Origin of the sequence: Sanguibacter keddieii DSM 10542 (assembly GCF_000024925.1) — a bacterium.
Lineage (GTDB): Bacteria > Actinomycetota > Actinomycetes > Actinomycetales > Cellulomonadaceae > Sanguibacter > Sanguibacter keddieii.
Genome location: NC_013521.1, coordinates 1,725,731 through 1,747,213, shown reverse-complemented (window position 1 = coordinate 1,747,213; position 21,483 = coordinate 1,725,731). Strand labels below are relative to the sequence as shown.

Here is a 21,483-nt window from a genome sequence, read left to right as displayed (position 1 = left end):
CGTCCTGCACACCGTCCGAGTTCGGGCAGCACACAGGACCTTCGTCCTCGATAGCATGAAGCGTAGCGTGGACGAGCGGCTGAACGGGCCTCGACCACACCGTCCCGGTGTGAGAAAGACGGCACCGGCACCGCTTTGCTAACACCGGTCGACCGACTGTCACGAACTGCCCCGCGCAGGGCGTCCACCAGGGCTCTTCTGGGACTTCCCCCGCGTGCCGCACCACCACGCCACGTCCGTCGGGACCGGCCCGGGAGCCCGGCGCGAGGCCTCGACTACCGTGGCACCGTGCCCCACGACAGACTCCCCCCGCACCCCGCAGCCACCCCCGAGACCGCGCCCGGTCGTGTGCACCTCGACGCCGGTGGGAGCGCCCGGCTGCTGCCCGACGCGCACGAGGCCTTCACGCGGGCGCTCGCCGAGGGGTGGGCCGACCCGCGTCGTCTGCACTCCGAGGGTCGCCGTGCGGCGTCGCTGCTCGCCGGGGCGCGATCTGCCGTCGCGGAGGTGGTCGGTGCCCGGACCGAGGAGGTGCACCTCGCCCCGTCGCACACCGCCGCGCTGCACGCCGGCGTGCGTGCCGTGTCCCTCGGCCGTCGACGGGCCGGCGGGTCGGTCGTGACCTCCTCGGTCGAGCGTGCCGCCGTGCTCGAGGCCTCGGCGTTCTCCGTGGACCGTCACCGCGCCACCGTCGACGGCTCGCAGGCGGAGCACGTGAGCGTGCCCGTCGACCGTCTCGGCCGCGTCGACCTCGACGCGATGACCGCGGCCGTCCAGGCGCCGGGGGTCTCCCTGGCGGCGCTGCAGCACTCCAACGGAGAGGTCGGGACGCTCCAGCCCCTCGGGGACGTCCACGCCGCCGCGCGGTCGGCGGGCGTCCCGCTGCTCGTCGACGCCGGCGCGGCGCTCGGCCACGTCGACGTGGGCTCCGACTGGGACGTCCTCGTCGCCGACCCCGCCGACTGGGGCGGCCCCGGGGGCACCGGTGTCCTCGTGGTCCGCCAGGGCGTCCGGCAGCGCGCGGACTGGCCCGAGGACCAGGACCGCTGGTTCCCCGGGGGCACGAACGTCCCCGCGGCCTTCGCCGCAGCGGTCGCGCTCCAGGCCGCGACCGCCGACCGGGCGGCGCAGGACACCCGTCGGCGCCGTCTCGTGGACCGCCTCCGCGACCGGGTGCAGGCTCTGGTCCCAGACGTGGACATCGTGGGCGACCCGGACGAGCGGCTCCCCCACGTCCTCACCTTCTCCTGCCTCTACGTGGACGGCGAGGCGCTCGTCTCCGAGCTCGACCGTGCCGGCTTCGCCGTCGGGTCGGGCTCCGCGTGCACGTCGAGCGCCCTCGAGCCGAGCCACGTCCTCGCGGCCATGGGGTCCCTGACTCACGGGAACGTGCGCATCGCGCTGGACCGGTCCACCTCCGAGGACGACGTCGAGAGGTTCCTCGCGGAGCTGCCGACCGCCGTCGCCCGGGTCCGGGACGCGCTCGGGGTGGGGTCGCTGTGACGTCGGGCGCGAGCACGGGTCCGGGGGACGACACCTCGACGGACGGTGCGGCGTCGACGGACGGCGCAGCGACTGACAGCGGAGCGACCGTGGTCGATGCCCGCGGGCTGCGCTGCCCGCTGCCGGTGATCCGTCTGGCCCGCGCCGCGGCCGGGCTGGTCGGCGGTGACCTGGTGACGGTCTGGTCGACGGACCCTGCTGCGGTGCACGACGTCCCCGCCTGGGCCCGGATGCGCGGCCACGCGGTGGTGCGATCGACCGTCCTCGATGACGAGGCCCAGGACCCCGCGGAGCCGGCGACCGCGATCACGGTTCGGCTGGGCGGCTGAGCCACCTCTCCCCCGGTGGACCCGCCTGCCGAAGCAGACGAGGGCCCGACCTGTCGTGAGACAGATCGGGCCCTCGTCTGCTGGCTCGCGCTGGCCAGCGGCCCGGGACGGGCCGACGGCTGCGAGGCTCAGATCAGCTGAAGGAGCCGCCGCACGCGCAGCCCTCGCCGGCGTTCGGGTTGTCGATCGTGAAGCCCTGCTTCTCGATGGTGTCCGCGAAGTCGATGGTCGCGCCCTCGAGGTAGGGGACGCTCATCTTGTCGACGACGACCTCGACCCCGTCGTAGTCCTTGAGCGCGTCTCCGTCGAGCACGCGCTCGTCGAAGTAGAGCTGGTAGATGAGGCCGGAGCAGCCGCCGGGCTGGACGGCGACGCGCAGACGCAGGTCGTCGCGGCCCTCCTGCTCGAGGAGCGTGCGGACCTTCTGCGCCGCGACGTCGCTCAGCAGGACGCCGTGGGTCGCTGTCTCGGTGGTCTCGCTCATGGTGTCTCCCCACAATGAAGAAAGTCTGGTGACGATCGGACGGTGCCGGGCTGCGCCCGCTCGTCAGAGCGTCGCGAGCCGACCCGCATGGGTGCCAACCGTCGGCCCCGTGGATGTATTCCCGTCCAGACTAAGCCCAGTGCGACCGTCTGCCCGCACGCGGACCGCGTCTGGTGGTCTGCAGTTGCCTGGAAGGCACGAAGGGCGCTCGCGCTGCCAGCCCCCGTCACCGTGCGCTGCGCGCTGGTGACCACGACCGCGCGACGCGGCGGAGCACGTCGGCGAGCCCGTCTTCCGGCAGGTCTCCGTCCTGCTCGCCTCCCCGGCCACCGCGCGGGTCCGGCTGCTCGGACGCGACGTAGACAGCGCTGAGACCAGCCGCCGAGGACTCCCTGCGGCTCATCATGCTCGTGCCCGCGACCACCACGCACGGGACACCGACGGCAGCGGCAGCGGTCGCGGCCTGCTCGGCTCCCGAGCCGTGGAAGGTCGAGGCGTCGAGGTGGTCGAGGGTCGTGACCACGAGGTCGCTCTCCGCGACCCGCGGCGCGAGCGCGACCGCCTCCGCGTGGACGGCCGCCCCCGGGAGGAGCCGACCGCCGGCCAGCGCGACCAGCCACCCGACCCCCGCCCCGGCACCGGCACCCGGGAGCCCGGTGACGTCGCGGAGCCGGCGCGTCGCGGTGTCGGCCGCCTGGCTCGGGGCGAGCAGGCTCGGGTGACCCGTCGGCGGCGGAGCCTGCCCAGAGACGGCGGAATCCCAGACTGCGTGGGCGAGCTGACCGACCGTCCTCTCGAGCTGTTGGGCGTCGGCCGCCGTCAGGGCGCCGAACTCCCCCGCCGACGCGCTCGTCCCGTGCAGGCCGAGCAGCGGCAGGTCGCGGGCGGCCGCGCCGACCAGGTCGACCTCACCGAGGCACGCGAGCGCTGCCCCGAGGCCCCCGAGGACCTCGGCCGCGACGTCGTCCGCCAGCCCACGGCCTGAGGCACCCTCGAGACCGAGCGCACCGAGCAGGCCCCACCCGGCGTCGGGGACCACCATCACCTGGTCCGGGCCGGGCATCCCCAGCACGACGCGCGACGGGTCCGCCGAGAGCGCGGCGAGCAGCTGCTCGCCGAGCCCGACCGTCCCGGCACCGGCACGCAGCCCGACCGAGCCGTCGACGTAGGCCGTCCCACCCCTGCCGCCGACCAGCAGGACCCCGGGTGCGACCCAGGAGTCCCTGCGGTCCGGGGCGAGGTCAGCCCGTGATGCGAGATCGTCCGACCGGGCTGCGACGAGGGTCGCGAAGCCCGGTCCACCGTCAGAGAGGGCGCAGAGATCCACGGTGTCGTGGGGTGCCGCGCCGGACCAGGCGTCGACGAGGTGGGCTGACGACGCTGCCAGACCGTGGGCGTCGTCGCCCGAGAGTGTGGGAGCCAGGAGCACGCGCATCCCCACATCCTGCCCTGCCGACGCCCGCGCGACGCGTCGCCGACACCTCCCCGAGCGTCGCCTGACCTCTCGCCGGCACCCCGTGCGCTCCCGCAGGTGAGACTGCCGCCTGTGAGAACATGGGGACGTGAGCACACTGCTGAACGCAACCTTCTCCGAGCCGGCTCCCTCACCCGCGCTGCTGCTGCTGGGTCAGGGCAAGGACCTCGCGTCCGAGCGCGGCGTCGAGTGCGCCGGGGCGCTGCCCGCGGCGAGCGACCCGGACCTCGTCGAGCGCGCCCGTGCCGCCCGCGCCGCCCTGGGAGACCGGGCGTTCATCCTGGGTCACCACTACCAGCGCGACGAGGTCATCGACTTCGCCGACGTCACGGGTGACTCCTTCAAGCTCGCGCGCGAGGCAGCAGCACGGCCCGACGCCGAGTTCATCATCTTCTGCGGCGTGCACTTCATGGCCGAGAGCGCGGACATCCTCACCTCCGACGACCAGCAGGTGATCCTCCCGGACCTCGCCGCCGGCTGCTCCATGGCCGACATGGCCGCGATCGACCAGGTCGAGGAGTGCTGGGAGGTCCTGCAGGACGCAGGCGTCGCCGACCAGACGCTGCCCGTCACCTACATGAACTCGACCGCGGCCATCAAGGCCTTCACCGGCCGCCACGCGGGCACCGTGTGCACGTCCTCGAACGCCGAGGTCGCGCTGCGGTGGGCCTTCGACCAGGTCGGCGGGGTCGACGGCACCGGCAAGGTGCTGTTCATGCCCGACCAGCACCTGGGCCGCAACACCGCGCTGCTCAAGCTCGGCATGTCCCCCGAGGACTGCGTGGTCTACGACCCCCGCAAGCCCGGCGGCGGACTCACCACGCAGCAGCTGAGCGACGCCCGCATGATCCTGTGGCGCGGGCACTGCTCGGTGCACGGCCGCTTCAGCGAGAAGAACGTCACGGACATCCGCGCCGCGGTGCCCGGCGTCAACGTGCTGGTCCACCCCGAGTGCAAGAACGAGGTGGTCGTCGCCGCCGACCTCGTCGGGTCGACCGAGTTCATCATCAAGACCCTCGACGCCGCCGAGCCCGGCTCGTCGTGGGCCATCGGCACCGAGCTCAACCTCGTCCGCCGCGTCGCCGCGGCGCACCCCGACAAGAACGTGCACTACCTCGACTCGACGGTGTGCTTCTGCTCGACCATGAACCGCATCGACCTGCCGCACCTCGTGTGGACCATGGAGTCGCTCGTCGCCGGGCGCGTGGTCAACCCGATCGTGGTCGACGCCGACGACGCGCACTGGGCACGGGTCGCGCTCGACCAGATGCTCGCGCTGCCCGGGCTCTGACCAGCGGAGGTCTCCCCCGACGGCATCCAGCCCGCGACACTCCTCACGGCCTCCACCTGACGTCTGCGTCGGGTGGGGGCCGTAGTAGCGTGACCGGGTGACCCGCCAGATCCAGCTCGCCCTCGCCACCTTCCGTCCCCGCCGGGCGATCCCCGGCCAGACGGTCCTCGATCCCTCGGTGACCCGCACCCGCGTCCGTCCCGGAGACCTGGACATCTATCGCCATGTGAATAATGCGGTCTATCTCAACATGATGGACACCGGACGCAGCAATCTCCTCGCCGACTGCGGCGGGATGCCGCTGCTCAACGAGAAGGGCTGGTACCCGGTCGTGGCCGCCTCGACCGTCAAGTACCGCCGGTCGCTGACCCTCGGCCAACGCGTGGAGATCACGAGCCGCGTCATGGGCTGGGACCCGCGCATCGCCTACCTCGAGCAGGTCATCACCACCGGCGGCCAGCTCGCCGCACGCGGCATCGTCGCCGGACGCTTCCTGTCCAAGACCGGCGACCGCGTGCCGGCGCCTGACGTCGTCGCGCTGCTCGGCGGGCCGGAGACCAGCCCCGAGCTGCCCGAGGACGTCGCCGCCTGGGCGCGCGCCATGGACGTCGCGCACCGGGGCTGAGCCCTGCGCTGCTGACCGACCGAGCCACTGCGCACGCGGAGAGTCCGGGCACGCAGAGGGTCCGCGCACGCAGAGGGTCCGCGCACGCAGAGAGCCGCCGCCCCTGAACGGGACGGCGGCTCTCGTGCTGACTGCTGGGCTGTCAGCCCTTGGCGAGCCCGTCGAGCAGGAGCGCCTCGGCGAGGACGACCTTCTCGAGCTCGCCGAGGTGGACCGACTCGTCGGCGCCGTGCGCGCGGGAGTCCGGGTCCTCGACGCCGGTCACGAGGATCGCGGCGTCGGGGAAGACCTCGAGCAGGTCGGCGATGAACGGGATGGACCCGCCGATGCCGATGTCGACGGGCGGGACATCCCACGCCTGCTCGAAGGCCGTGCGCGCGGCGCGCATCGCGGCGGAGTCGGCGGGCGCCTGGAAGGGCTTGCCGAGCTCGCCGTCACGGACGACGACCTTCGCGCCGAGCGGCGCGTGGTCGAGCAGGTGCGTCCGCAGCGCGTCGAGAGCCGCGGCCGGGTCCTGCCCGGCGGCGATACGCAGCGAGAGCTTCGCGGTGGCCTTCGGCGCGATGGTGTTGGACGACAGCGCGACGGTCGGCGCGTCGAAGCCGATCACGGACAGCGCCGGCTTGGTCCACAGGCGCGAGGAGATCGGCCCGGTCCCCGCGAGCTGCACGCCGTCGAGCAGACCCGAGTCGGCGCGGAAGTCCGCCTCGTCGTAGTCGACCGTCGGGTCGGGCGCGTGGGCCAGGCCCGCGACGGCGACGTCACCGGCGTCGTCGTGCAGGGTCGCGATGAGGCGCGACAGCAGCGTGATGGCGTCGAGCACGGGCCCGCCGAACATGCCCGAGTGCACGGCGTGCGACAGGACGGACAGCTCGACCTCGCAGTCGACCAGCCCGCGCAGCGACGTGGTGAGGCCGGGGACGCCGACCTTCCAGTTGGAGGAGTCCGCGACGACGATGACGTCGGCGCGGAGCAGCTCGGCGTGCTCGGCGAGGAACTCGCCGAAGAACGGCGAGCCGATCTCCTCCTCGCCCTCGACGAACACCGTCACGCCGACGGCGAGGTCGTCGCCGAGCGCACGGAGCGCACCCAGGTGAGCGACGATGCCGGCCTTGTCGTCGGCCGCGCCGCGGCCGTAGAGACGTCCGTCCCGCTCGGTGGGCACGAAGGGGTCGGTCGCCCAGGACGCGGTGTCGCCGGGAGGCTGGACGTCGTGGTGGGCGTAGAGCAGCACCGTCGGGGCACCGGCAGGCGCGGCCCGGCGGGCGACGACGGCGGGGCGGCTCTCGCCCGAGGTGAGGACCTGCACCTCGTCGAGGCCGGCGCCGCGGAGCAGCTCGGCGACGGCCTCGGCGCTCGACGCGACGTGCGCCTGGTCGAAGGCCGGGGCGGAGACGCTCGGGATACGCACGAGCGCCTCGAGGTCGGTACGCAGGGCGGGGAAGAGGTCGTGGACACGGGACCTGAGGTCGTTGAGATCAGTCACCACCGCACCGTATCGCGCGGGAGGGTCACGGGGCGCACCTGACGGGCCGGTCTGGGCCGCCGAGGAGTCGACTAAGATCGTCTCGTGTTCTCACGTAGCAAGCCTTCAGACGACGCCGTCCCGACCACCGGCACCCAGGACGCTGTCGCGGCCGCGGAAGCCATCGAGCGGGCGGGCAAGGGTCGACCGACGCCCAAGCGCAAGGTCTCCCAGGCCGCCAACAAGCGTCCCCTGGTCCCGGACGACCGCCGCGCCGCCGCCAAGGCCGCCCGCGCCAAGCAGCGTGCCGCCCGCGACGTCGAGTACCAGGCGATGAAGACCGGCGACGAGAAGAACCTCCCCTACCGCGACCGCGGACCGGTGAAGCGCTACGTGCGCGACATGGTCGACGCCCGACGTAACGTCGCCGAGTACTTCCTGTTCCTCGCGCTCGCCTTCCTCGTCGTCACGCTCTTCGGCAACCAGATCCCCGAGCTCGCGGTCTTCGCGATCCTCGCCGTCTACGTCGTGGTCATCGTCGCGATCGCCGACACCTTCATCATGTGGCGCGCGCTCAAGAAGCGTCTCGTCGCCAAGTTCGGCGAGGGCGTCGAGCTGCGCGGGATCGGTCGCTACGCCGCGATGCGCGCCTTCCAGATCCGCCGGGCACGCCTGCCCAAGCCGATGGTCAAGCACGGTCAGTACCCGACCAGCTGACCCCCACGGCGCACCGCGCCTGCCAGCACCGAACCGACACCGGTCGCCCCTCTCGGGCGGCCGGTGTCGGTCGTCGCGGATAGTCTGACCAGATGGTCAACTATCGATACCTCGGCAACTCCGGCCTCAAGATCTCGGAGATCACCTACGGCAACTGGCTCACCCACGGCTCGCAGGTCGAGAACGACGCGGCGACCGCCTGCGTCCGCGCGGCGCTCGACGCCGGCATCTCCACCTTCGACACCGCGGACGTCTACGCGAACACCAAGGCCGAGCAGGTGCTCGGCGACGCGCTCAAGGGCGAGCGTCGCGAGTCCCTCGAGATCTTCACCAAGGTCTACTGGCCCACCGGCCCCGGCGGGCCCAACGACACCGGGCTCTCGCGCAAGCACATCATGGAGTCGATCGACGGGTCCCTCACCCGCCTCGGCACCGACTACGTCGACCTCTACCAGGCGCACCGCTACGACACCGAGACGCCGCTCGAGGAGACCATGCAGGCCTTCGCGGACATCGTCCGCCAGGGCAAGGCGCTCTACATCGGCGTGAGCGAGTGGACCGCCGACCAGATCCGCGCCGGCCACGCCCTCTCCAAGGAGCTCGGCTTCCAGCTCATCTCCTCGCAGCCGCAGTACTCGATGCTGTGGCGCGTCATCGAGGAAGAGGTCGTCCCGACCTCGGCCGAGCTCGGCATCTCCCAGATCGTCTGGTCCCCCGTGGCCCAGGGAGTCCTCACCGGCAAGTACGCCCCCGGGGCCGAGCTCCCCGCCGGGTCGCGCGCCACCGACGAGAAGGGCGGCGCGAACATGATCAAGCGCTTCCTCGACGACGACGTCCTGCGCCGCGTGCAGGAGCTCAAGCCCGTCGCCGACGAGCTCGACCTCTCGCTCGCCCAGCTCGCGGTCGCCTGGGTCCTCCAGAACGACAACGTCGCCGCCGCACTCATCGGTGCCTCGCGCCCCGAGCAGGTGGCGGAGAACGTCAAGGCCTCGGGAGTCGTCATCCCCGAAGAGCTGCTGACCAAGATCGACACGATCCTCGGCGGCGTCGTCGAGCGCGACCCGGGCAAGACGGCAGAGACCGCCCCCAAGGGCCGCGTCGCCTGACCGTAGGGTCTCGCCCGACGGCACAGCTCAGCACAGCCACGAGAGGCCCGGTGCGACGATCACTCGTCGCACCGGGCCTCTCGGTCGCTGCTGGTCCGTTCGTGTCAGCGCGTCGCTCAGACGTCGCTCGAGAGCCGGACCGCGGGCGCGGCGACTTTGCCCTCGGCGAGCAGGACAGCCGACGCGATGCCGGTCTCGGCCATCTCCCGCCAGCCCTGGCCGAGCCACTGCTCGGCGTCGAACCGGTTGGTGAACACGGGGCTGACGGTGCCCTCGACCGGCGTGCCGTCCGCGGCCTCGAAGGCCCACGCCCACTGGGGTGTCGTCATCGCACGAGCTCCTTGTTGATCCGGCAGGCCCAGAACGGACCCTCGTAGATGAACGCCGTGTAGCCCTGCGTGAGGTCCGCTCCGGCGTCCAGGTAGGCCTGCGCGTCTGCGGCGGTGGTGATCCCGCCGACGCCGATGATCACCGGCCGCGCCCCGAGCCGGCTGCGCAGGCGCGCGACCACCTCGAGCCCGCGTGGCAGGAGCGGACGACCGGAGAGCCCGCCCTCGCCGAGGTCGTGCGAGATGGTCGTGTTGACCGCGACCACACCGTCGAGGCCGAGCTCGAGCGCGAGGTCCGCGACCGCGTCGACGTCGTCGTCCGCGAGGTCCGGGGCGATCTTCACGAGGAGCGGCACACGACGGCGGCCCGCCGCCTCGGTCGCCGTGTCGGCGGCCTCGCGCACGGCGACGAGGATCGGCCGCAGCGCGTCGACCGACTGGAGGTCACGCAGCCCCGGGGTGTTGGGCGAGGACACGTTGACCACGAGGTAGTCGGCCCACGGTGCGAGCAGGCTCGCGCTCGTCGCGTAGTCGCCGGCCGCCTCGGCCGCCGGAGTCACCTTCGTCTTGCCGATGTTGGCGCCGACGAACACCGCGCGCCCCGAGCGGGTCGAGCGCAGACGCTCGAGACGCTCGGCGGCAGCCGCCGCGCCCTCGTTGTTGAAGCCCATGCGGTTGCGCACGCCGCCGAGGTCGATCTCGCGCCACAGGCGCGGACGCTCGTTGCCCGGCTGCGCGTGAGCCGTGACGGTCCCGATCTCGACGAAACCGAACCCGAGCATCGTCAGGCCTCGCACCGCCTCGGCATTCTTGTCGAAGCCGCCGGCCACACCGAAGGGAGCCGGGACCCGGCGCCCGAAGACCTCGACCCCCGGACCGCGCAGGTACGGGGCGAGCGCGCCCTGGACCACGCCGCCGAGCACCGGCGTCCGCCCCACCAGTGCGATCGCACGGAAGGCCAGGTGGTGCGCCTGCTCGGGGTCCATCCGGCGGAAGACGGTGCGGAAGATGAAGGGGTACACCATGGCGTGCGGGCTCCTCGGAGGTCGGGGACGTGACTCAGGCGGCGGGGTTCGCGGGGGGCTCTGACGGCACAGAAGGCGCTGCGGACGTTGCTGCAGACGCTGCTGCGGTCGGGCGGGTGCGCCACAGCCAGAAGAGGCCCACGAGGGGCAGGACCAGCGGGACGTAGCCGTAGCCCTGGCCGAAGGACGACCAGACGGTCGCCTCGGGGAAGTCGCCCGCGTCGACGATTGTGAGCAGACCGACGGTGAGCACCCCCACGAGCTCGATCGACACCGTCACCCAGGCGACCGTGCGCCACCGGCCGGTGCCCTTGGCCAGGGCGAGCGTCGCGACCACGTAGACGATGCCGGCCGCCAGGGACAGCGAGTACGCCAGCGGGGCCTCGGAGCCGTGCGCGACGAGCTGGTAGGCGCCGCGGACCGTCGCCGCGAGGGCGAGGATCGCGTAGACGGCGACGAGCAGCCGCCCGAAGCCCGAGCTGGTGCTGTGCGGGGAGGCGGTCGAGCCACCCGTCCTGTCTAGGTCCACGTCGTTCCTTCTCTCGTGCGGGTGATGCGGGTGTCGCGGGTGCTGCAGGCGTCCGCCCGGTGTCGTCGGGACACGGTCACCGGCGCCTGTCGGCGCGTCATCGGCCCCAGATCAGCACGAGCCGGTACTCGAGGAAGATCACGGTCACGGCGGCGAGCACCATGACCACCGAGCTCCACCGGCTGCGCTCGGCGAAGGCCCACGCGGCCGCGAACGGCAGGATGAGGAGCACCGTCACCAGGTAGCCCCACAGCTCGCCGACCGGCACACCGGGGTGGTCTCCGGTCGCGAGCAGCACGGCCGCGACGACCGTCTGCACCAGGAGCAGCGCCTCGACGACCGCGGCGCCCCAGAGCTGCTTGAGGATCACCGCACGGTCGCGCACCGCGAACCAGGCGGCCCACAGGCCCTGCAACGAGGCGGCGACCACGACGAGGACGGTGAGGGGCGTGAGCACAGGTCGAGATTACCGCTCGCAGCGCTCAGCGCGTGTGCCGCGCCCGCTGCGCGCCCACCACGCGCTCGCTGCGAGCACGGTCGGTGCCTCCCCCGACGCTCCTCGACGCTTCTCGCCCCGGGCCGACCGGCCGACGGCGCGTGCCGGGTCCTCACGACCGGGCGATACGATCGACCGGTGACCGATCTCACCTTCACCTCCTCAGCCCCCAGCTCTCTCACCTCCCACGCGCTCGTGATCGGCGTGGGACAGACCCCCACCGGCCCGGTCCTCGCGCCCGCCGACGCGCTGCCCAAGGCCGTCGCGGCGACGCTCGACCTCGAGCTCCTCGGCGTCACCGGCGCGGCCGACAGCGTCACCCGCGCGCCCACCGGCAAGGGCGTCTCCGCGAAGGTCGTCGTCCTCACGGGCCTCGGCACGCTCGCCGACGTCACCCCGGAGACGCTCCGCCGTGCGGCCGGAGCCGCCGTGCGCAGCCTCGGCGGCGTATCGTCCGCCGCCCTCGCGCTGCCCGTGGTGACCGAGGCCGACGCGGCCGCCGTCGCCGAGGGCGCGCTGCTCGGCGCCTACGCCTTCCGCACCTACCGCACCGGCGAGGCCGCGACCGCGGGGACGCCCGTCTCCTCCGTCGAGGTCGTCACCGAGCACGCCAAGAAGCCCTCGCTCAAGAAGGCCGGCGAGCGAGCGAAGGTGCTGGCGCAGGCCGTCCACGCCACGCGAGACCTCGTGAACAGCGCGCCGAACGACCTGTTCCCCGCAGCCTTCGCCGACATCGCCAAGGCTGCGGCCAAGGGCAGCGGCGTCAAGGTCACGGTCCTCGACGAGAAGGCCCTCACCGCGGGCGGCTACGGCGGGCTCCTGGGCGTCGGCCTCGGCTCGACGCGCGGACCGCGCCTCGTCAAGGTCTCGTACTCCCCCACCCGACCGGCAGCGAAGATCGCGCTCGTCGGCAAGGGCATCACCTTCGACTCGGGCGGCATCTCCATCAAGCCCGCCAAGGGCATGGAGGCCATGAAGTCCGACATGGCCGGCGCCGCCGCGGTGCTCCACACCGTGCTCGCCGCCGCGCGCCTGGGCCTGCCGGTCGCCGTGACCGGCTGGCTCTGCCTCGCGGAGAACATGCCGTCCGGTACGGCACAGCGCCCCTCCGACGTCATCACCATCCGTGGTGGCAAGACGGTCGAGGTCCTCAACACCGACGCCGAGGGTCGCCTGGTGCTGGCCGACGGCCTCGTGGCCGCCGGCGAGGAGAACCCCGACGTGGTGCTCGACATCGCGACGCTCACCGGCGCCCAGATGGTCGCGCTCGGTGCGCGCGTGAGCGCCGTCATGGGCTCCGAGGACGTCCGTACCCAGGTGGTCGACGCCGCCGGTGCGACCGGCGAGCAGTTCTGGCCGATGCCGCTCCCGCGCGAGCTCCGCAAGAGCATGGACTCCGCGGTGGCCGACATCGCGAACATCGGCGACCGCTTCGGCGGGATGCTCGTCGCCGGCCTGTTCCTCGAGGAGTTCACCGGCGGGCTGCCCTGGGCGCACCTCGACATCGCCGGCCCGTCCTTCAACGAGGGCTCGGCGCACGGCTACACGCCCGTGGGCGGGACCGGGGTCGGCGTGCGCACCATGCTCGGGTTCCTCGAGACCTACGCCGCGAAGAAGTAGCGGAACCGGGTCGCAGGACGACCCGGCTGCCAGACGCCGACGGGCGCGGCCCCACCGAGAGGTGGGGCCGCGCCCGTCGTGCGTGCTGAGGCCGTGCGGGCCGGCGTCCGACGCGCGGCTAGCGGCGCTTGTGCGCGCTGTTCCAGTCCCGCATGCGCTGCGGGTACCCGGTGAAGTTCACGTCGTAGACGGGGATGCCGATCTCAGCCGCGATCTTGCGGGCGGCGACGGCGTCGGGCACGCGGCGGCGGGTCCACTCTCCCGACGAGGCGATGAGCAGGATGGTCGTCGGCTGGTCGACCGTGGGCGGCTCGATGTACGACTCGACGCCGACCCTCGAGCGGGTGAACTGCTCGAGGTGCTCCATCGTCTCGCGGCGCCGGTCGGAGGACTTCAGGGGGGCCGGGTCCTCGGGCGACGCGGGGCGGCGGCCGAAGATCCGTGTCAGTCGCGACATGCAGGCAGGATACATGCGCCGTCCGGCACCAGCCTGGGAGCGGCCTGTGCGCGGTGGCCAGGACGAAAGTCGTGGGATGTCTCCATTCTCACACCACCAACTGGGCCTTTGTGCCCCTCCAGCGGTTGGGGCACGCGCCCCGTGATGACAAGATGGACCGGTAACGAACCCATTGCGCCTAAGGAGTTGCACGTGGCCGAGACCCCCGGCACCGATTTCGACATCGTCGTCCTGGGCGGAGGCAGCGGAGGCTACGCCACCGCGCTGCGCGCCGCTCAGCTCGGCCAGAAGGTCGCCCTGGTCGAGGCTGACAAGCTCGGGGGCACCTGCCTCCACTACGGCTGCGTCCCCACCAAGGCCCTCCTCCACGCCGCAGAGCTCGCGGACAACGCCCGCGACGGTGAGCACTTCGGTGTGCAGACCGAGTTCAAGGGCATCGACATGGAGGGCGTCAACAAGTACAAGGACGGCGTCATCTCCGGCCTGTACAAGGGCCTCCAGGGACTCATCAAGTCCCGCAAGATCACCGTGATCGAGGGCTACGGCAAGCTCGTGGGCAAGGACACCGTCGAGGTCGACGGCACCCGGTACACGGGTCGCCACGTCGTCATCGCGACCGGGTCCTACTCGCGCTCCCTCCCGGGCCTCGAGATCGGCGGTCGCGTGCTGACCTCCGAGCAGGCGCTCAAGCTCGACACCGTCCCCAAGTCCGTCATCGTCCTCGGCGGCGGCGTCATCGGCTCGGAGTTCGCGAGCGTCTGGCGCTCCTTCGGCGTCGAGGTCACCATCATCGAGGGCCTGCCGCACCTGGTCCCCGCTGAGGACGAGGCGCTGAGCAAGGCGTTCGAGCGTGCGTTCCGCAAGCGTGGCATCGCCTTCAACCTCGGCGACCGCTTCAAGACCGTCGAGCAGGACGACTCGGGCGTGCACGTCACCCTCGAGTCCGGCAAGACCTTCGACGCCGAGATCATGCTCGTCGCCGTCGGCCGCGGCCCCCGCACCGCCGACCTCGGTTACGAGGAGCAGGGCATCACGCTCGACCGCGGCTTCGTCATCACCGACGAGAAGCTGCACACCGGGGTCGGCAACATCTGGGCCGTCGGAGACATCGTCCCCGGCCTCCAGCTCGCGCACCGCGGCTTCGCGCAGGGCATCTTCGTCGCCGAGCAGATCCTCGGCCTCAACCCCGCGCCGATCGTCGAGTCGGGCATCCCCCGCGTCACGTACTCGGACCCCGAGATCGCCTCCGTCGGCCTCACCGAGGCGAAGGCCAAGGAGAGCCTGGGCGCCGACAACGTCGAGACCCTCGAGTACAACCTCGCCGGCAACGGCAAGAGCAAGATCCTCGACACCCAGGGCTTCATCAAGCTCGTGCGCCAGAAGGACGGCCCCGTCGTGGGCGTCCACATGATCGGTGCACGCGTCGGTGAGCTCATCGGCGAGGGTCAGCTCATCGTCAACTGGGAGGCGTACCCCGAAGACGTCGCCTCGCTCGTCCACGCACACCCCACTCAGAACGAAGCGCTCGGAGAGGCATTCCTGGCTCTGGCCGGCAAGCCCCTGCACGCCCACAACTGACCAAGCGATCGAAGGAGACCGGAGAGGTCATGTCTGACACCGTGCAGATGCCCGCACTGGGCGAATCAGTCACCGAAGGCACCGTCACCCGTTGGCTCAAGGCCGTCGGCGAGACCGTGGAGCTGGACGAGCCCTTGCTCGAGGTCTCGACCGACAAGGTCGACACCGAGATCCCGTCGCCGTTCGCCGGCGTGCTCGAGAAGATCCTGGTCGAGGAGGACGAGACCGTCGAGGTCGGCGCCGCTCTCGCCGAGATCGGCTCGGGCGAGGGCTCGAGCGACTCGGCACCCGCCGAGGAGCCCGCAGCCGAGGCTCCTGCCGAGGAGGAGGCACCTGCTGCCCCCGCCGCGCAGGACGAGTCTCCCTCCCCCGCCACCCCTGAGGCGAAGGCCGACTCGGCCCCCGCCGAGGGCGGCGACGGCGAGGAGATCAAGCTCCCCGCGCTCGGAGAGTCCGTCACCGAGGGCACCGTGACCCGCTGGCTCAAGGCTGTCGGCGACACCGTCGACGTCGACGAGCCGCTGCTCGAGGTCTCGACCGACAAGGTCGACACCGAGGTCCCGTCGCCCATCGCCGGCACGCTCCAGAAGATCCTGGTCGAGGAGGACGAGACCGTCGAGGTCGGCACCGTCCTCGCGATCATCGGCTCCGGCGCTGCTGCTGAGTCGGCCCCGGCCGAGAAGGCTCCCGAGCCGAAGGCCGAGGAGAAGGTCGAGGCTCCGAAGGCTGAGGCCCCCAAGGCCGAGGCGAAGACCGAGGCGCCGAAGGCCGAGGCCCCCAAGGCCGACGCACCGAAGGCCGAGGCCTCCGCGCCGTCGACCTCCGGCGGCTCCTACCTCACCCCGCTCGTGCGCAAGCTCGCGTCTGAGAAGGGTGTCGACATCTCGACCGTCACCGGCACCGGTGTGGGAGGACGCATCCGCAAGGAGGACGTCCTCGAGGCTGCTGCCAAGGCCGAGGAGGCCGCCAAGGCTGCTGCCGCCCCGAAGGAATCGGCTCCGGCCGAGACCGCACCGTCGGCCAAGCCCTCGAAGGCGTCGGTCCCCGAGGTCTCGCCGCTGCGCGGCACGACCGAGAAGGCCAGCCGCCTGCGCAAGATCATCGCCGAGCGCATGGTCGAGGCCCTGCACTCGCAGGCGCAGCTCACCACGGTCGTCGAGGTCGACGTGACCCGCGTCGCGCGCCTGCGCGCCAAGGCGAAGGACGGCTTCAAGGCACGCGAGGGCGCCAACCTCACGTTCCTGCCCTTCTTCGCCCTCGCGGCGGTCGAGGCCCTCAAGGCCTACCCGAAGATCAACGGTGTGCTCGAGGGCGACCAGATCACCTACCACGCACAGGAGAACGTCGGCATCGCCGTCGACACCCCGCGCGGTCTGCTGGTCCCGGTCATCCGCGACGCCGGTGACCTCAACCTCGGTGGCATCGCCCGCAAGATCGTGGACCTCGCGACGCGTACGCGCGACAACAAGGTCGGTCCGGACGAGCTCAGCGGCGCCACCTTCACGATCACCAACACCGGCTCGGGCGGGGCGCTCATCGACACCCCGATCGTCCCCGGCGGCACGTCGGCGATCCTCGGCACCGGCACGATCGTCAAGCGTCCCGCAGTGATCACCGACGCCGACGGCGCCGAGGTCATCGCGATCCGCTCGATCTGCTACCTCTCGCTCTCCTACGACCACCGTCTGGTCGACGGCGCCGACGCGTCGCGCTACCTCACGGCGATCAAGAAGCGCATCGAAGAGGGTGCCTTCGAGTCCGAGGTCGGTCTCTGACCCTCGCACTCCCCCAGGCGTCGCCCGTCGACGCCTGACCGCACGACGGAAGGACCCCGTGGCCACCGGCCACGGGGTCCTTCCGCGTCCAGCCGACCACCTGCTCATCGCCCCCAGCCTCCGCCACCCCCTCTCATGCCCGTGGCGCGCCAGCGCAGCCCTCCGCGGAGGATTGCGCTGGCGCGCCACGGGCATGAGGGCGGGGGCGCGGGCTGAGGGTGGGAGGGGGCAGCGGGTGCCGGGGGGCGGGGTGGTGCTTACGATGGCTCGATGGACACCTCTCGCAGCACCGTCGTCGTCGCAGGCTCGAGCGGGTTCATCGGGTCGGCCCTGGTCCCCCGGCTACGACGTCGCGGGTACGACGTCAGGACGCTCGTCCGTCGCCCGGTCCGCGCACCCGGCGAGATCACCTGGGACCCGTCCACCGGACAGCTGCCCAGCGATGCCCTCGACGGTGCTGCCGCCATCGTGAACCTCGCGGGCGTCGGGGTGGGCGACCACCGCTGGACCGAGTCGTACCGCCAGCAGATCCTGCGCTCGAGGGTCGACTCGACGACGCTGCTCGCCGAGCACCTCGTCGCGGCCGTCGCCGACGGTCGCGCACCGCGCGACGCCGTCCTCGTCCAGGGCTCCGCCATCGGCGCCTACGGCGACCAGGGCGACACCGTCCTCACCGAGTCCAGCCCGTACGGCCAGGGCTTCCTCGCCGACGTGGTCCGCGCGTGGGAGGCCGCTGCCGAGCCCGCACGGGCGGCAGGTCTGCGCGTCGCACACCTGCGCACCGGGATCGTCCTGGCCCCGAGCGGCGGCGCGCTCGGTCGCCTGCTGCCCCTCGTCAAGGCCGGGGTCGCCGGCCGGATGGGCAGCGGCGACCAGTTCTGGAGCTGGATCACTCTCGAGGACGAGATCCGGGCGGTCCTGCACGTGCTCGAGTCCGACCTCGAGGGACCGGTGAACCTCACGGCCCCTGCGCCCTCGCGCAACGGCGACCTCACCCGGGCGCTCGGCGACGCCTTCGGCCGCCCGACCAAGGTGGCGGTCCCGGGCTTTGCGCTGAAGATCGCCCTCGGGGAGTTCTCGAGCGAGCTGCTCGGGTCCCAGCGCGTGCACCCGCAGGTCCTCGAGGAGGCGGGGTTCGAGTTCACGCACCCCACCATCCACGCGGCCGCGGCCTGGGTTGCCGACGGGCGCTCGGCGCAGTCCAGCCCGACCGTCTGAGCCACGCGGCACGACCGTCTGAGCCGGACCGCTCGGCGGGCCCGGCAGGCTGCCCTGGACGAAGGTCAGCCAGCCGAGCGACTCAGGCCAGGATGACCCGGTTGCCCGTCCTCGCGCTCTCGCGGGCCGCGTCGAGGACGCGTGCCGTCACGACGGTCTCGGCGGGGTCCACGGGCACGGGACCTCCGTCGAGGACCCAGGCGGCGACCACCGGGTAGAAGTCCTCGTGGCCGCCCGGTGCGCGCCGGACCGGGGTCCGCTCGTGACCATGAGCGAGCCACCCCTCAGAGCCTCCTGGAGCGTCGGCGTCCATCTGCTCGAAGGGGGACGCGTCGTTCTCGAAGGTCGTGACGACGTACGCGCCCGCCGACCCCAGGACGCGGGTGCGCGGCCCGGGTGCACCGACGACAGAACCACCCCACAGGTGGCTGACGACCTGCTGGCCGTCCGCGCCGGCGACGTGGCGCAGCGAGAGGAACACGTCGTCCTCGGTCGGCGTCGTGTGGCGGGCGAGCTCGGCGTAGACCGACTCGACCGGACCGAAGAGCTGGACCGCCGAGTCGACGAGGTGCGTCCCGAGGTCGAGGAGCAGACCGCCACCCTGGGGGTCCTGCTCCTTCCAGCGCTGCTGCGGTACCGGGCGCCACCGCTCCCAGCGCCGCTCGAAGCGGTAGACCGTGCCGATCGTCCCCTCGTCGAGGACGGACCGGAGCGTGAGCTGCTCGGGGTCCCAGCGCCGGTTCTGGAACACGGTGAGCGGTGTCCCGGTCTCGCGGGCGGTGCGGGCGACCCGCTCGGCCCCGGCGCCGTCGAGGGCGATCGGCTTGTCGAGCAGCAGGGGCACGCCGGCCTCGAGGACCTGCACCGCCTGCTCCTCGTGGAGCGGCGTGGGGCTGGCGAGCACGACGAGGTCGTACCGCGAGGTGTCGGCCAGCAGGGAGTCGAGGTCGTCGACGACCTCGACCCCCGGCCAGTCCTCGCGCGCCGTCGCGGCACGCTCCGGGGAGCGGCTCACCACGACGGTGACGACGTGACCTGCCTGCTCCACGAGCCGGGCGTGGATGCCACGCCCTGCTCCCCCGTACCCGACCAGCCCGACGCGCAGTGTGCTCATGCGTCCACGGTAGCTCCGTCGGACGGACCCTGGGCACCCTGATCGGCCACGTGCTTGCCGTGGCGCTCGCGCTCGATCTTCCCGAGCTTCGAGGGCCACCACACGGCACCGCCGATGTCGTGCACGAGGGCCGGGACGAGCAGCGAGCGGACCACGATCGTGTCGAGCAGCACCCCGAAGGCCACCACGAAGGCGATCTGCGCGAGGAAGATCAGCGGGATGATGCCGAGCGCCGCGAAGGTCGCGGCGAGCACCACACCGGCCGAGGTGATGACCGACCCGGTGACTGTGAGCCCGCGGACCACCCCGTCACGGGTGCCGTGGTGGAGCGTCTCCTCCCGGACCCGGGTCATGAGGAAGATCGTGTAGTCCACACCGAGCGCCACGAGGAAGCAGAAGGCGTAGAGCGGCACGGTCGGGTCGGCCCCGGGGAATCCGAAGACGTGCTGGAACACCAGCGCCGACACACCGAGCGCTGCGCCGAAGGACAGCACGTTCGCCGCCATGAGCAGCACCGCGGCGAGGATCGACCGCAGCAGCAGCATGAGGATCACGAGGATGACCAGCAGCACCACGGGCACGATCACCTGGAGGTCGCGGGTCCCGGCGTCCTGGGTGTCGAGGCGCTCGGCCGCGGCACCGCCGACGAGCGCGTCGGGGCTGACCTCGTGCACCGCGGTCCGGAGGTCGGCCACCGTGGCGACAGCCCCCTGGGTGTCGGCCGCGTCCGTCGTGACGACGTCGAGCCGGACCATGCCGTCGACGACGAGCGGCGGCTCGTCGGTCGCCGCGCCGGGCTGGCCCTGGCCGCTCGAGGCGGTCACGGGCGCGGCGCTCGCGACACCGTCGACACCCTCGGTGGCTGCCAGGACGGCGTCGAGGTCGGCCTCGGGTGCGATGACGATCGCCGGCTGGACGTTCCCGCCGTCGAAGTGCTGGGCGAGGACCTCCTCGCCGTCGACCGAGTCCACCTGGGTGAGGAACACGTCGGACTCGCTCGTCCCGCTCGCGTCGAGCGTCGGCACGAAGGCGGCGCAGGCGGCGAGCACCACAGCGGTGATGACCCAGACGCGGCGGTCGTGGCGGGCCACGAAGCGGGCGACGCGCGCCCAGAAGCCCGAGGTGGTGTCGATCGCGCCGACGGCGCCCGGCTCGGCCTGCGCCTCGTCGACGAAGGACGGCCGGCGCGGCCAGAACACCGCACGCGACCGCTTGCCGCCGACGAGCAGCAGGGCGGGGAGGAAGGTCATGGCACCGAGGAAGGCGGCCACGATGCCGATGGCGGCGACGGGGCCGAGCGAGCGGTTGGAGGCGAGGTCAGACAGCAGCAGGCACAGGAGGCCGGCGATGACGGTCCCGGCGCTCGCGAGGATGGGCTCGACCGAGGCGCGCAGGGACTTGCGCAGCGCGTCGGCCGGGTGCCGGGTGTGCCGCAGCTCTTCGCGGTACCGGGCGACGATGAACAGCGAGTAGTCGACCGACGCACCCACCACCAGGATCGAGAGGATGCCCTGGGACTGCCCGTTGAGCACGAGCGTGCCGTTGTCGGCGAGCTGGTAGACGACAAGACCGGCGAGGCAGAGGGCGAAGACCGCGGTGAAGATGACGACGAAGGGCAGGATGGGCGACCTGTAGACGAAGGCCAGGATGATGAGCACCGCGACGAGCGCGACGAGCAGCAGGACGGTGTCGATGCCGCCGAAGGCGACGACGAGGTCGGCCACGAAGCCCGCGGGGCCGGTGACCCAGAGGTTGAGGTCCGCGCCGGCGAGGTCGGCGGCGATCGCGTCGCGGAGCGCGCCGACGACCGTCGGGGTCAGGCTCTCGCCGTCGGCGAGGAGCGACTCTGCGGCGTCGGCGTCGAGCGCGAGGGTGATGAGTGCCGCCTCGCCGTCCTCGGACGGGACGACGACCGCGGGAGCGGTGAGGACGTCTCCGACGGTGCGGGGGTCGTCACCGCTCGCGCCGGGGATCTCGATGGTCGCGATCGAGTCGGCGAAGGTCTGGACCGCGGCGAGCTGGTCCTGGGTCAGCGCTCCGCCCTGGGCCGAGGTCGCGACGACGAGGGCGGGGAGGGACTGGGACTCGACGAAGTCGGCGGCGAGGGCCGAGACCCGGGTGGACTCGGCGCTCGAGGGCAGCGACGCCGCGGCGTCGTTGGTCTGGACGGAGCTCAGCTTGCCCTGGGCCTGTCCACCCAGCGCACCGATTCCGAGCCAGATGGCGATGACTGCGACAATGATCAGGCCTCGGACGACACCTGAGCGGCGCGGGGCGGCTCCTGCGTGGTCGCGACGGTCCGCACGAGGGGATTTACTCAGCATGCTGAGTATCATTGACGACAGACC

General features: G+C 72.2%; 20 protein-coding genes. 10 read left to right on the top strand and 10 right to left on the bottom strand.

Annotation, left to right across the window (positions count from 1 at the left end; all coding sequences use genetic code 11):
* Window positions 1–288: 288 nt before the first annotated feature.
* Both SKED_RS07645 and SKED_RS07640 read left to right on the top strand, forming a co-directional pair.
* Entirely contained in the window at window positions 289–1,503 is a 1,215-nt protein-coding gene (locus SKED_RS07645; RefSeq protein WP_143755689.1) for a cysteine desulfurase family protein, read from the top strand.
* 89 nt (window positions 1,504–1,592) lie between these two features.
* Window positions 1,593–1,832: a sulfurtransferase TusA family protein gene (locus SKED_RS07640; RefSeq protein ID WP_042438845.1), complete on the top strand. Its 240-nt coding sequence runs from the start codon at window positions 1,593–1,595 to the stop codon at window positions 1,830–1,832.
* Window positions 1,833–1,965: 133 nt separating this feature from the next.
* Here SKED_RS07640 and erpA read toward each other — a convergent pair whose 3' ends face one another.
* Together erpA and SKED_RS07630 are read right to left on the bottom strand one after the other, a co-directional pair.
* Complete coding sequence (gene erpA / locus SKED_RS07635) at window positions 1,966–2,316, bottom strand: iron-sulfur cluster insertion protein ErpA (RefSeq protein WP_012866564.1); 351 nt, start codon at window positions 2,314–2,316, stop codon at window positions 1,966–1,968.
* Window positions 2,317–2,542: 226 nt separating this feature from the next.
* Complete coding sequence (locus SKED_RS07630; protein ID WP_012866563.1) at window positions 2,543–3,751, bottom strand: glycerate kinase; 1,209 nt, start codon at window positions 3,749–3,751, stop codon at window positions 2,543–2,545.
* 127 nt (window positions 3,752–3,878) lie between these two features.
* Between SKED_RS07630 and nadA the strand changes: the two genes are divergently transcribed.
* Both nadA and SKED_RS07620 read left to right on the top strand, forming a co-directional pair.
* Window positions 3,879–5,081: a quinolinate synthase NadA gene (gene nadA / locus SKED_RS07625; RefSeq protein ID WP_012866562.1), complete on the top strand. Its 1,203-nt coding sequence runs from the start codon at window positions 3,879–3,881 to the stop codon at window positions 5,079–5,081.
* 97 nt (window positions 5,082–5,178) lie between these two features.
* A complete protein-coding gene (locus SKED_RS07620; RefSeq protein ID WP_012866561.1) occupies window positions 5,179–5,706 on the top strand; it encodes an acyl-CoA thioesterase in 528 nt (175 codons plus the stop codon).
* Window positions 5,707–5,848: 142 nt separating this feature from the next.
* Here the strand turns inward: SKED_RS07620 and SKED_RS07615 are convergent, their stop codons facing one another.
* Window positions 5,849–7,192 (bottom strand): dipeptidase, encoded by a 1,344-nt coding sequence (locus tag SKED_RS07615; RefSeq protein ID WP_012866560.1) that lies wholly within the window; start codon window positions 7,190–7,192, stop codon window positions 5,849–5,851.
* Window positions 7,193–7,276: 84 nt separating this feature from the next.
* On the opposite strand from SKED_RS07615, the gene SKED_RS07610 reads away from it, so the two are divergent.
* Together SKED_RS07610 and SKED_RS07605 are read left to right on the top strand one after the other, a co-directional pair.
* Window positions 7,277–7,888: a DUF3043 domain-containing protein gene (locus SKED_RS07610; protein WP_012866559.1), complete on the top strand. Its 612-nt coding sequence runs from the start codon at window positions 7,277–7,279 to the stop codon at window positions 7,886–7,888.
* A 92-nt stretch (window positions 7,889–7,980) separates the two neighbouring features.
* Complete coding sequence (locus SKED_RS07605; protein ID WP_012866558.1) at window positions 7,981–8,994, top strand: aldo/keto reductase family protein; 1,014 nt, start codon at window positions 7,981–7,983, stop codon at window positions 8,992–8,994.
* 116 nt (window positions 8,995–9,110) lie between these two features.
* On the opposite strand, the gene SKED_RS07600 is transcribed toward SKED_RS07605, so the two are convergent.
* From SKED_RS07600 to SKED_RS07585, 4 genes are all read right to left on the bottom strand, one after another.
* On the bottom strand, window positions 9,111–9,323 hold the full coding sequence (locus SKED_RS07600; protein WP_012866557.1) for a hypothetical protein: 213 nt from the start codon (window positions 9,321–9,323) through the stop codon (window positions 9,111–9,113).
* The gene (locus tag SKED_RS07595; RefSeq protein ID WP_012866556.1) at window positions 9,320–10,348 is read right to left on the bottom strand and encodes a quinone-dependent dihydroorotate dehydrogenase; all 1,029 of its coding nucleotides are present in this window, start codon (window positions 10,346–10,348) and stop codon (window positions 9,320–9,322) included. The genes SKED_RS07600 and SKED_RS07595 overlap by 4 nt, the downstream gene beginning before the upstream one ends.
* A gap of 34 nt (window positions 10,349–10,382) precedes the next feature.
* A complete protein-coding gene (locus SKED_RS07590; RefSeq protein WP_012866555.1) occupies window positions 10,383–10,877 on the bottom strand; it encodes a hypothetical protein in 495 nt (164 codons plus the stop codon).
* Window positions 10,878–10,974: 97 nt separating this feature from the next.
* On the bottom strand, window positions 10,975–11,334 hold the full coding sequence (locus tag SKED_RS07585; RefSeq protein ID WP_012866554.1) for a hypothetical protein: 360 nt from the start codon (window positions 11,332–11,334) through the stop codon (window positions 10,975–10,977).
* A gap of 177 nt (window positions 11,335–11,511) precedes the next feature.
* Here SKED_RS07585 and SKED_RS07580 point away from each other — a divergent pair, with 177 nt between their 5' ends.
* Window positions 11,512–12,993 (top strand): leucyl aminopeptidase, encoded by a 1,482-nt coding sequence (locus tag SKED_RS07580; RefSeq protein ID WP_012866553.1) that lies wholly within the window; start codon window positions 11,512–11,514, stop codon window positions 12,991–12,993.
* Window positions 12,994–13,111: 118 nt separating this feature from the next.
* Here SKED_RS07580 and SKED_RS07575 read toward each other — a convergent pair whose 3' ends face one another.
* Window positions 13,112–13,450: an oxidoreductase gene (locus SKED_RS07575; RefSeq protein ID WP_012866552.1), complete on the bottom strand. Its 339-nt coding sequence runs from the start codon at window positions 13,448–13,450 to the stop codon at window positions 13,112–13,114.
* Window positions 13,451–13,642: 192 nt separating this feature from the next.
* Between SKED_RS07575 and lpdA the strand changes: the two genes are divergently transcribed.
* The 3 genes from lpdA (at window position 13,643) to SKED_RS07560 (ending at window position 18,021) form a co-directional block, all read left to right on the top strand.
* Window positions 13,643–15,028: a dihydrolipoyl dehydrogenase gene (gene lpdA / locus SKED_RS07570; RefSeq protein WP_012866551.1), complete on the top strand. Its 1,386-nt coding sequence runs from the start codon at window positions 13,643–13,645 to the stop codon at window positions 15,026–15,028.
* Between the two features lie 29 nt (window positions 15,029–15,057).
* Window positions 15,058–16,803, top strand: coding sequence for a 2-oxoglutarate dehydrogenase, E2 component, dihydrolipoamide succinyltransferase (gene sucB / locus SKED_RS07565; protein ID WP_012866550.1), 1,746 nt, complete (start codon window positions 15,058–15,060; stop codon window positions 16,801–16,803).
* Window positions 16,804–17,073: 270 nt separating this feature from the next.
* Window positions 17,074–18,021, top strand: coding sequence for a TIGR01777 family oxidoreductase (locus SKED_RS07560; RefSeq protein WP_012866549.1), 948 nt, complete (start codon window positions 17,074–17,076; stop codon window positions 18,019–18,021).
* Window positions 18,022–18,103: 82 nt separating this feature from the next.
* Here SKED_RS07560 and SKED_RS07555 read toward each other — a convergent pair whose 3' ends face one another.
* Both SKED_RS07555 and SKED_RS07550 read right to left on the bottom strand, forming a co-directional pair.
* A complete protein-coding gene (locus tag SKED_RS07555; RefSeq protein WP_012866548.1) occupies window positions 18,104–19,135 on the bottom strand; it encodes a Gfo/Idh/MocA family protein in 1,032 nt (343 codons plus the stop codon).
* Window positions 19,132–21,471, bottom strand: coding sequence for an MMPL family transporter (locus SKED_RS07550; protein WP_245534618.1), 2,340 nt, complete (start codon window positions 21,469–21,471; stop codon window positions 19,132–19,134). Before SKED_RS07550 ends, SKED_RS07555 begins: the two co-directional genes overlap by 4 nt.
* Between the last annotated feature and the right edge of the window lie 12 nt (window positions 21,472–21,483).

Excerpts from the sequence above, each read along its gene's own strand:
- SKED_RS07630 (WP_012866563.1), bottom strand. The coding sequence starts at position 3,751 with ATGCGCGTGCTCCTGGCTCCCACACTCTCGGGCGACGACGCCCACGGT.
- SKED_RS07560 (WP_012866549.1), top strand. The coding sequence starts at position 17,074 with ATGGACACCTCTCGCAGCACCGTCGTCGTCGCAGGCTCGAGCGGGTTC.
- SKED_RS07550 (WP_245534618.1), bottom strand. The coding sequence starts at position 21,471 with ATGATACTCAGCATGCTGAGTAAATCCCCTCGTGCGGACCGTCGCGAC.
- SKED_RS07605 (WP_012866558.1), top strand. The coding sequence starts at position 7,981 with ATGGTCAACTATCGATACCTCGGCAACTCCGGCCTCAAGATCTCGGAG.
- SKED_RS07595 (WP_012866556.1), bottom strand. The coding sequence starts at position 10,348 with ATGGTGTACCCCTTCATCTTCCGCACCGTCTTCCGCCGGATGGACCCC.
- SKED_RS07575 (WP_012866552.1), bottom strand. The coding sequence starts at position 13,450 with ATGTCGCGACTGACACGGATCTTCGGCCGCCGCCCCGCGTCGCCCGAG.
- sucB (WP_012866550.1), top strand. The coding sequence starts at position 15,058 with ATGTCTGACACCGTGCAGATGCCCGCACTGGGCGAATCAGTCACCGAA.
- erpA (WP_012866564.1), bottom strand. The coding sequence starts at position 2,316 with ATGAGCGAGACCACCGAGACAGCGACCCACGGCGTCCTGCTGAGCGAC.
- SKED_RS07555 (WP_012866548.1), bottom strand. The coding sequence starts at position 19,135 with ATGAGCACACTGCGCGTCGGGCTGGTCGGGTACGGGGGAGCAGGGCGT.
- SKED_RS07600 (WP_012866557.1), bottom strand. The coding sequence starts at position 9,323 with ATGACGACACCCCAGTGGGCGTGGGCCTTCGAGGCCGCGGACGGCACG.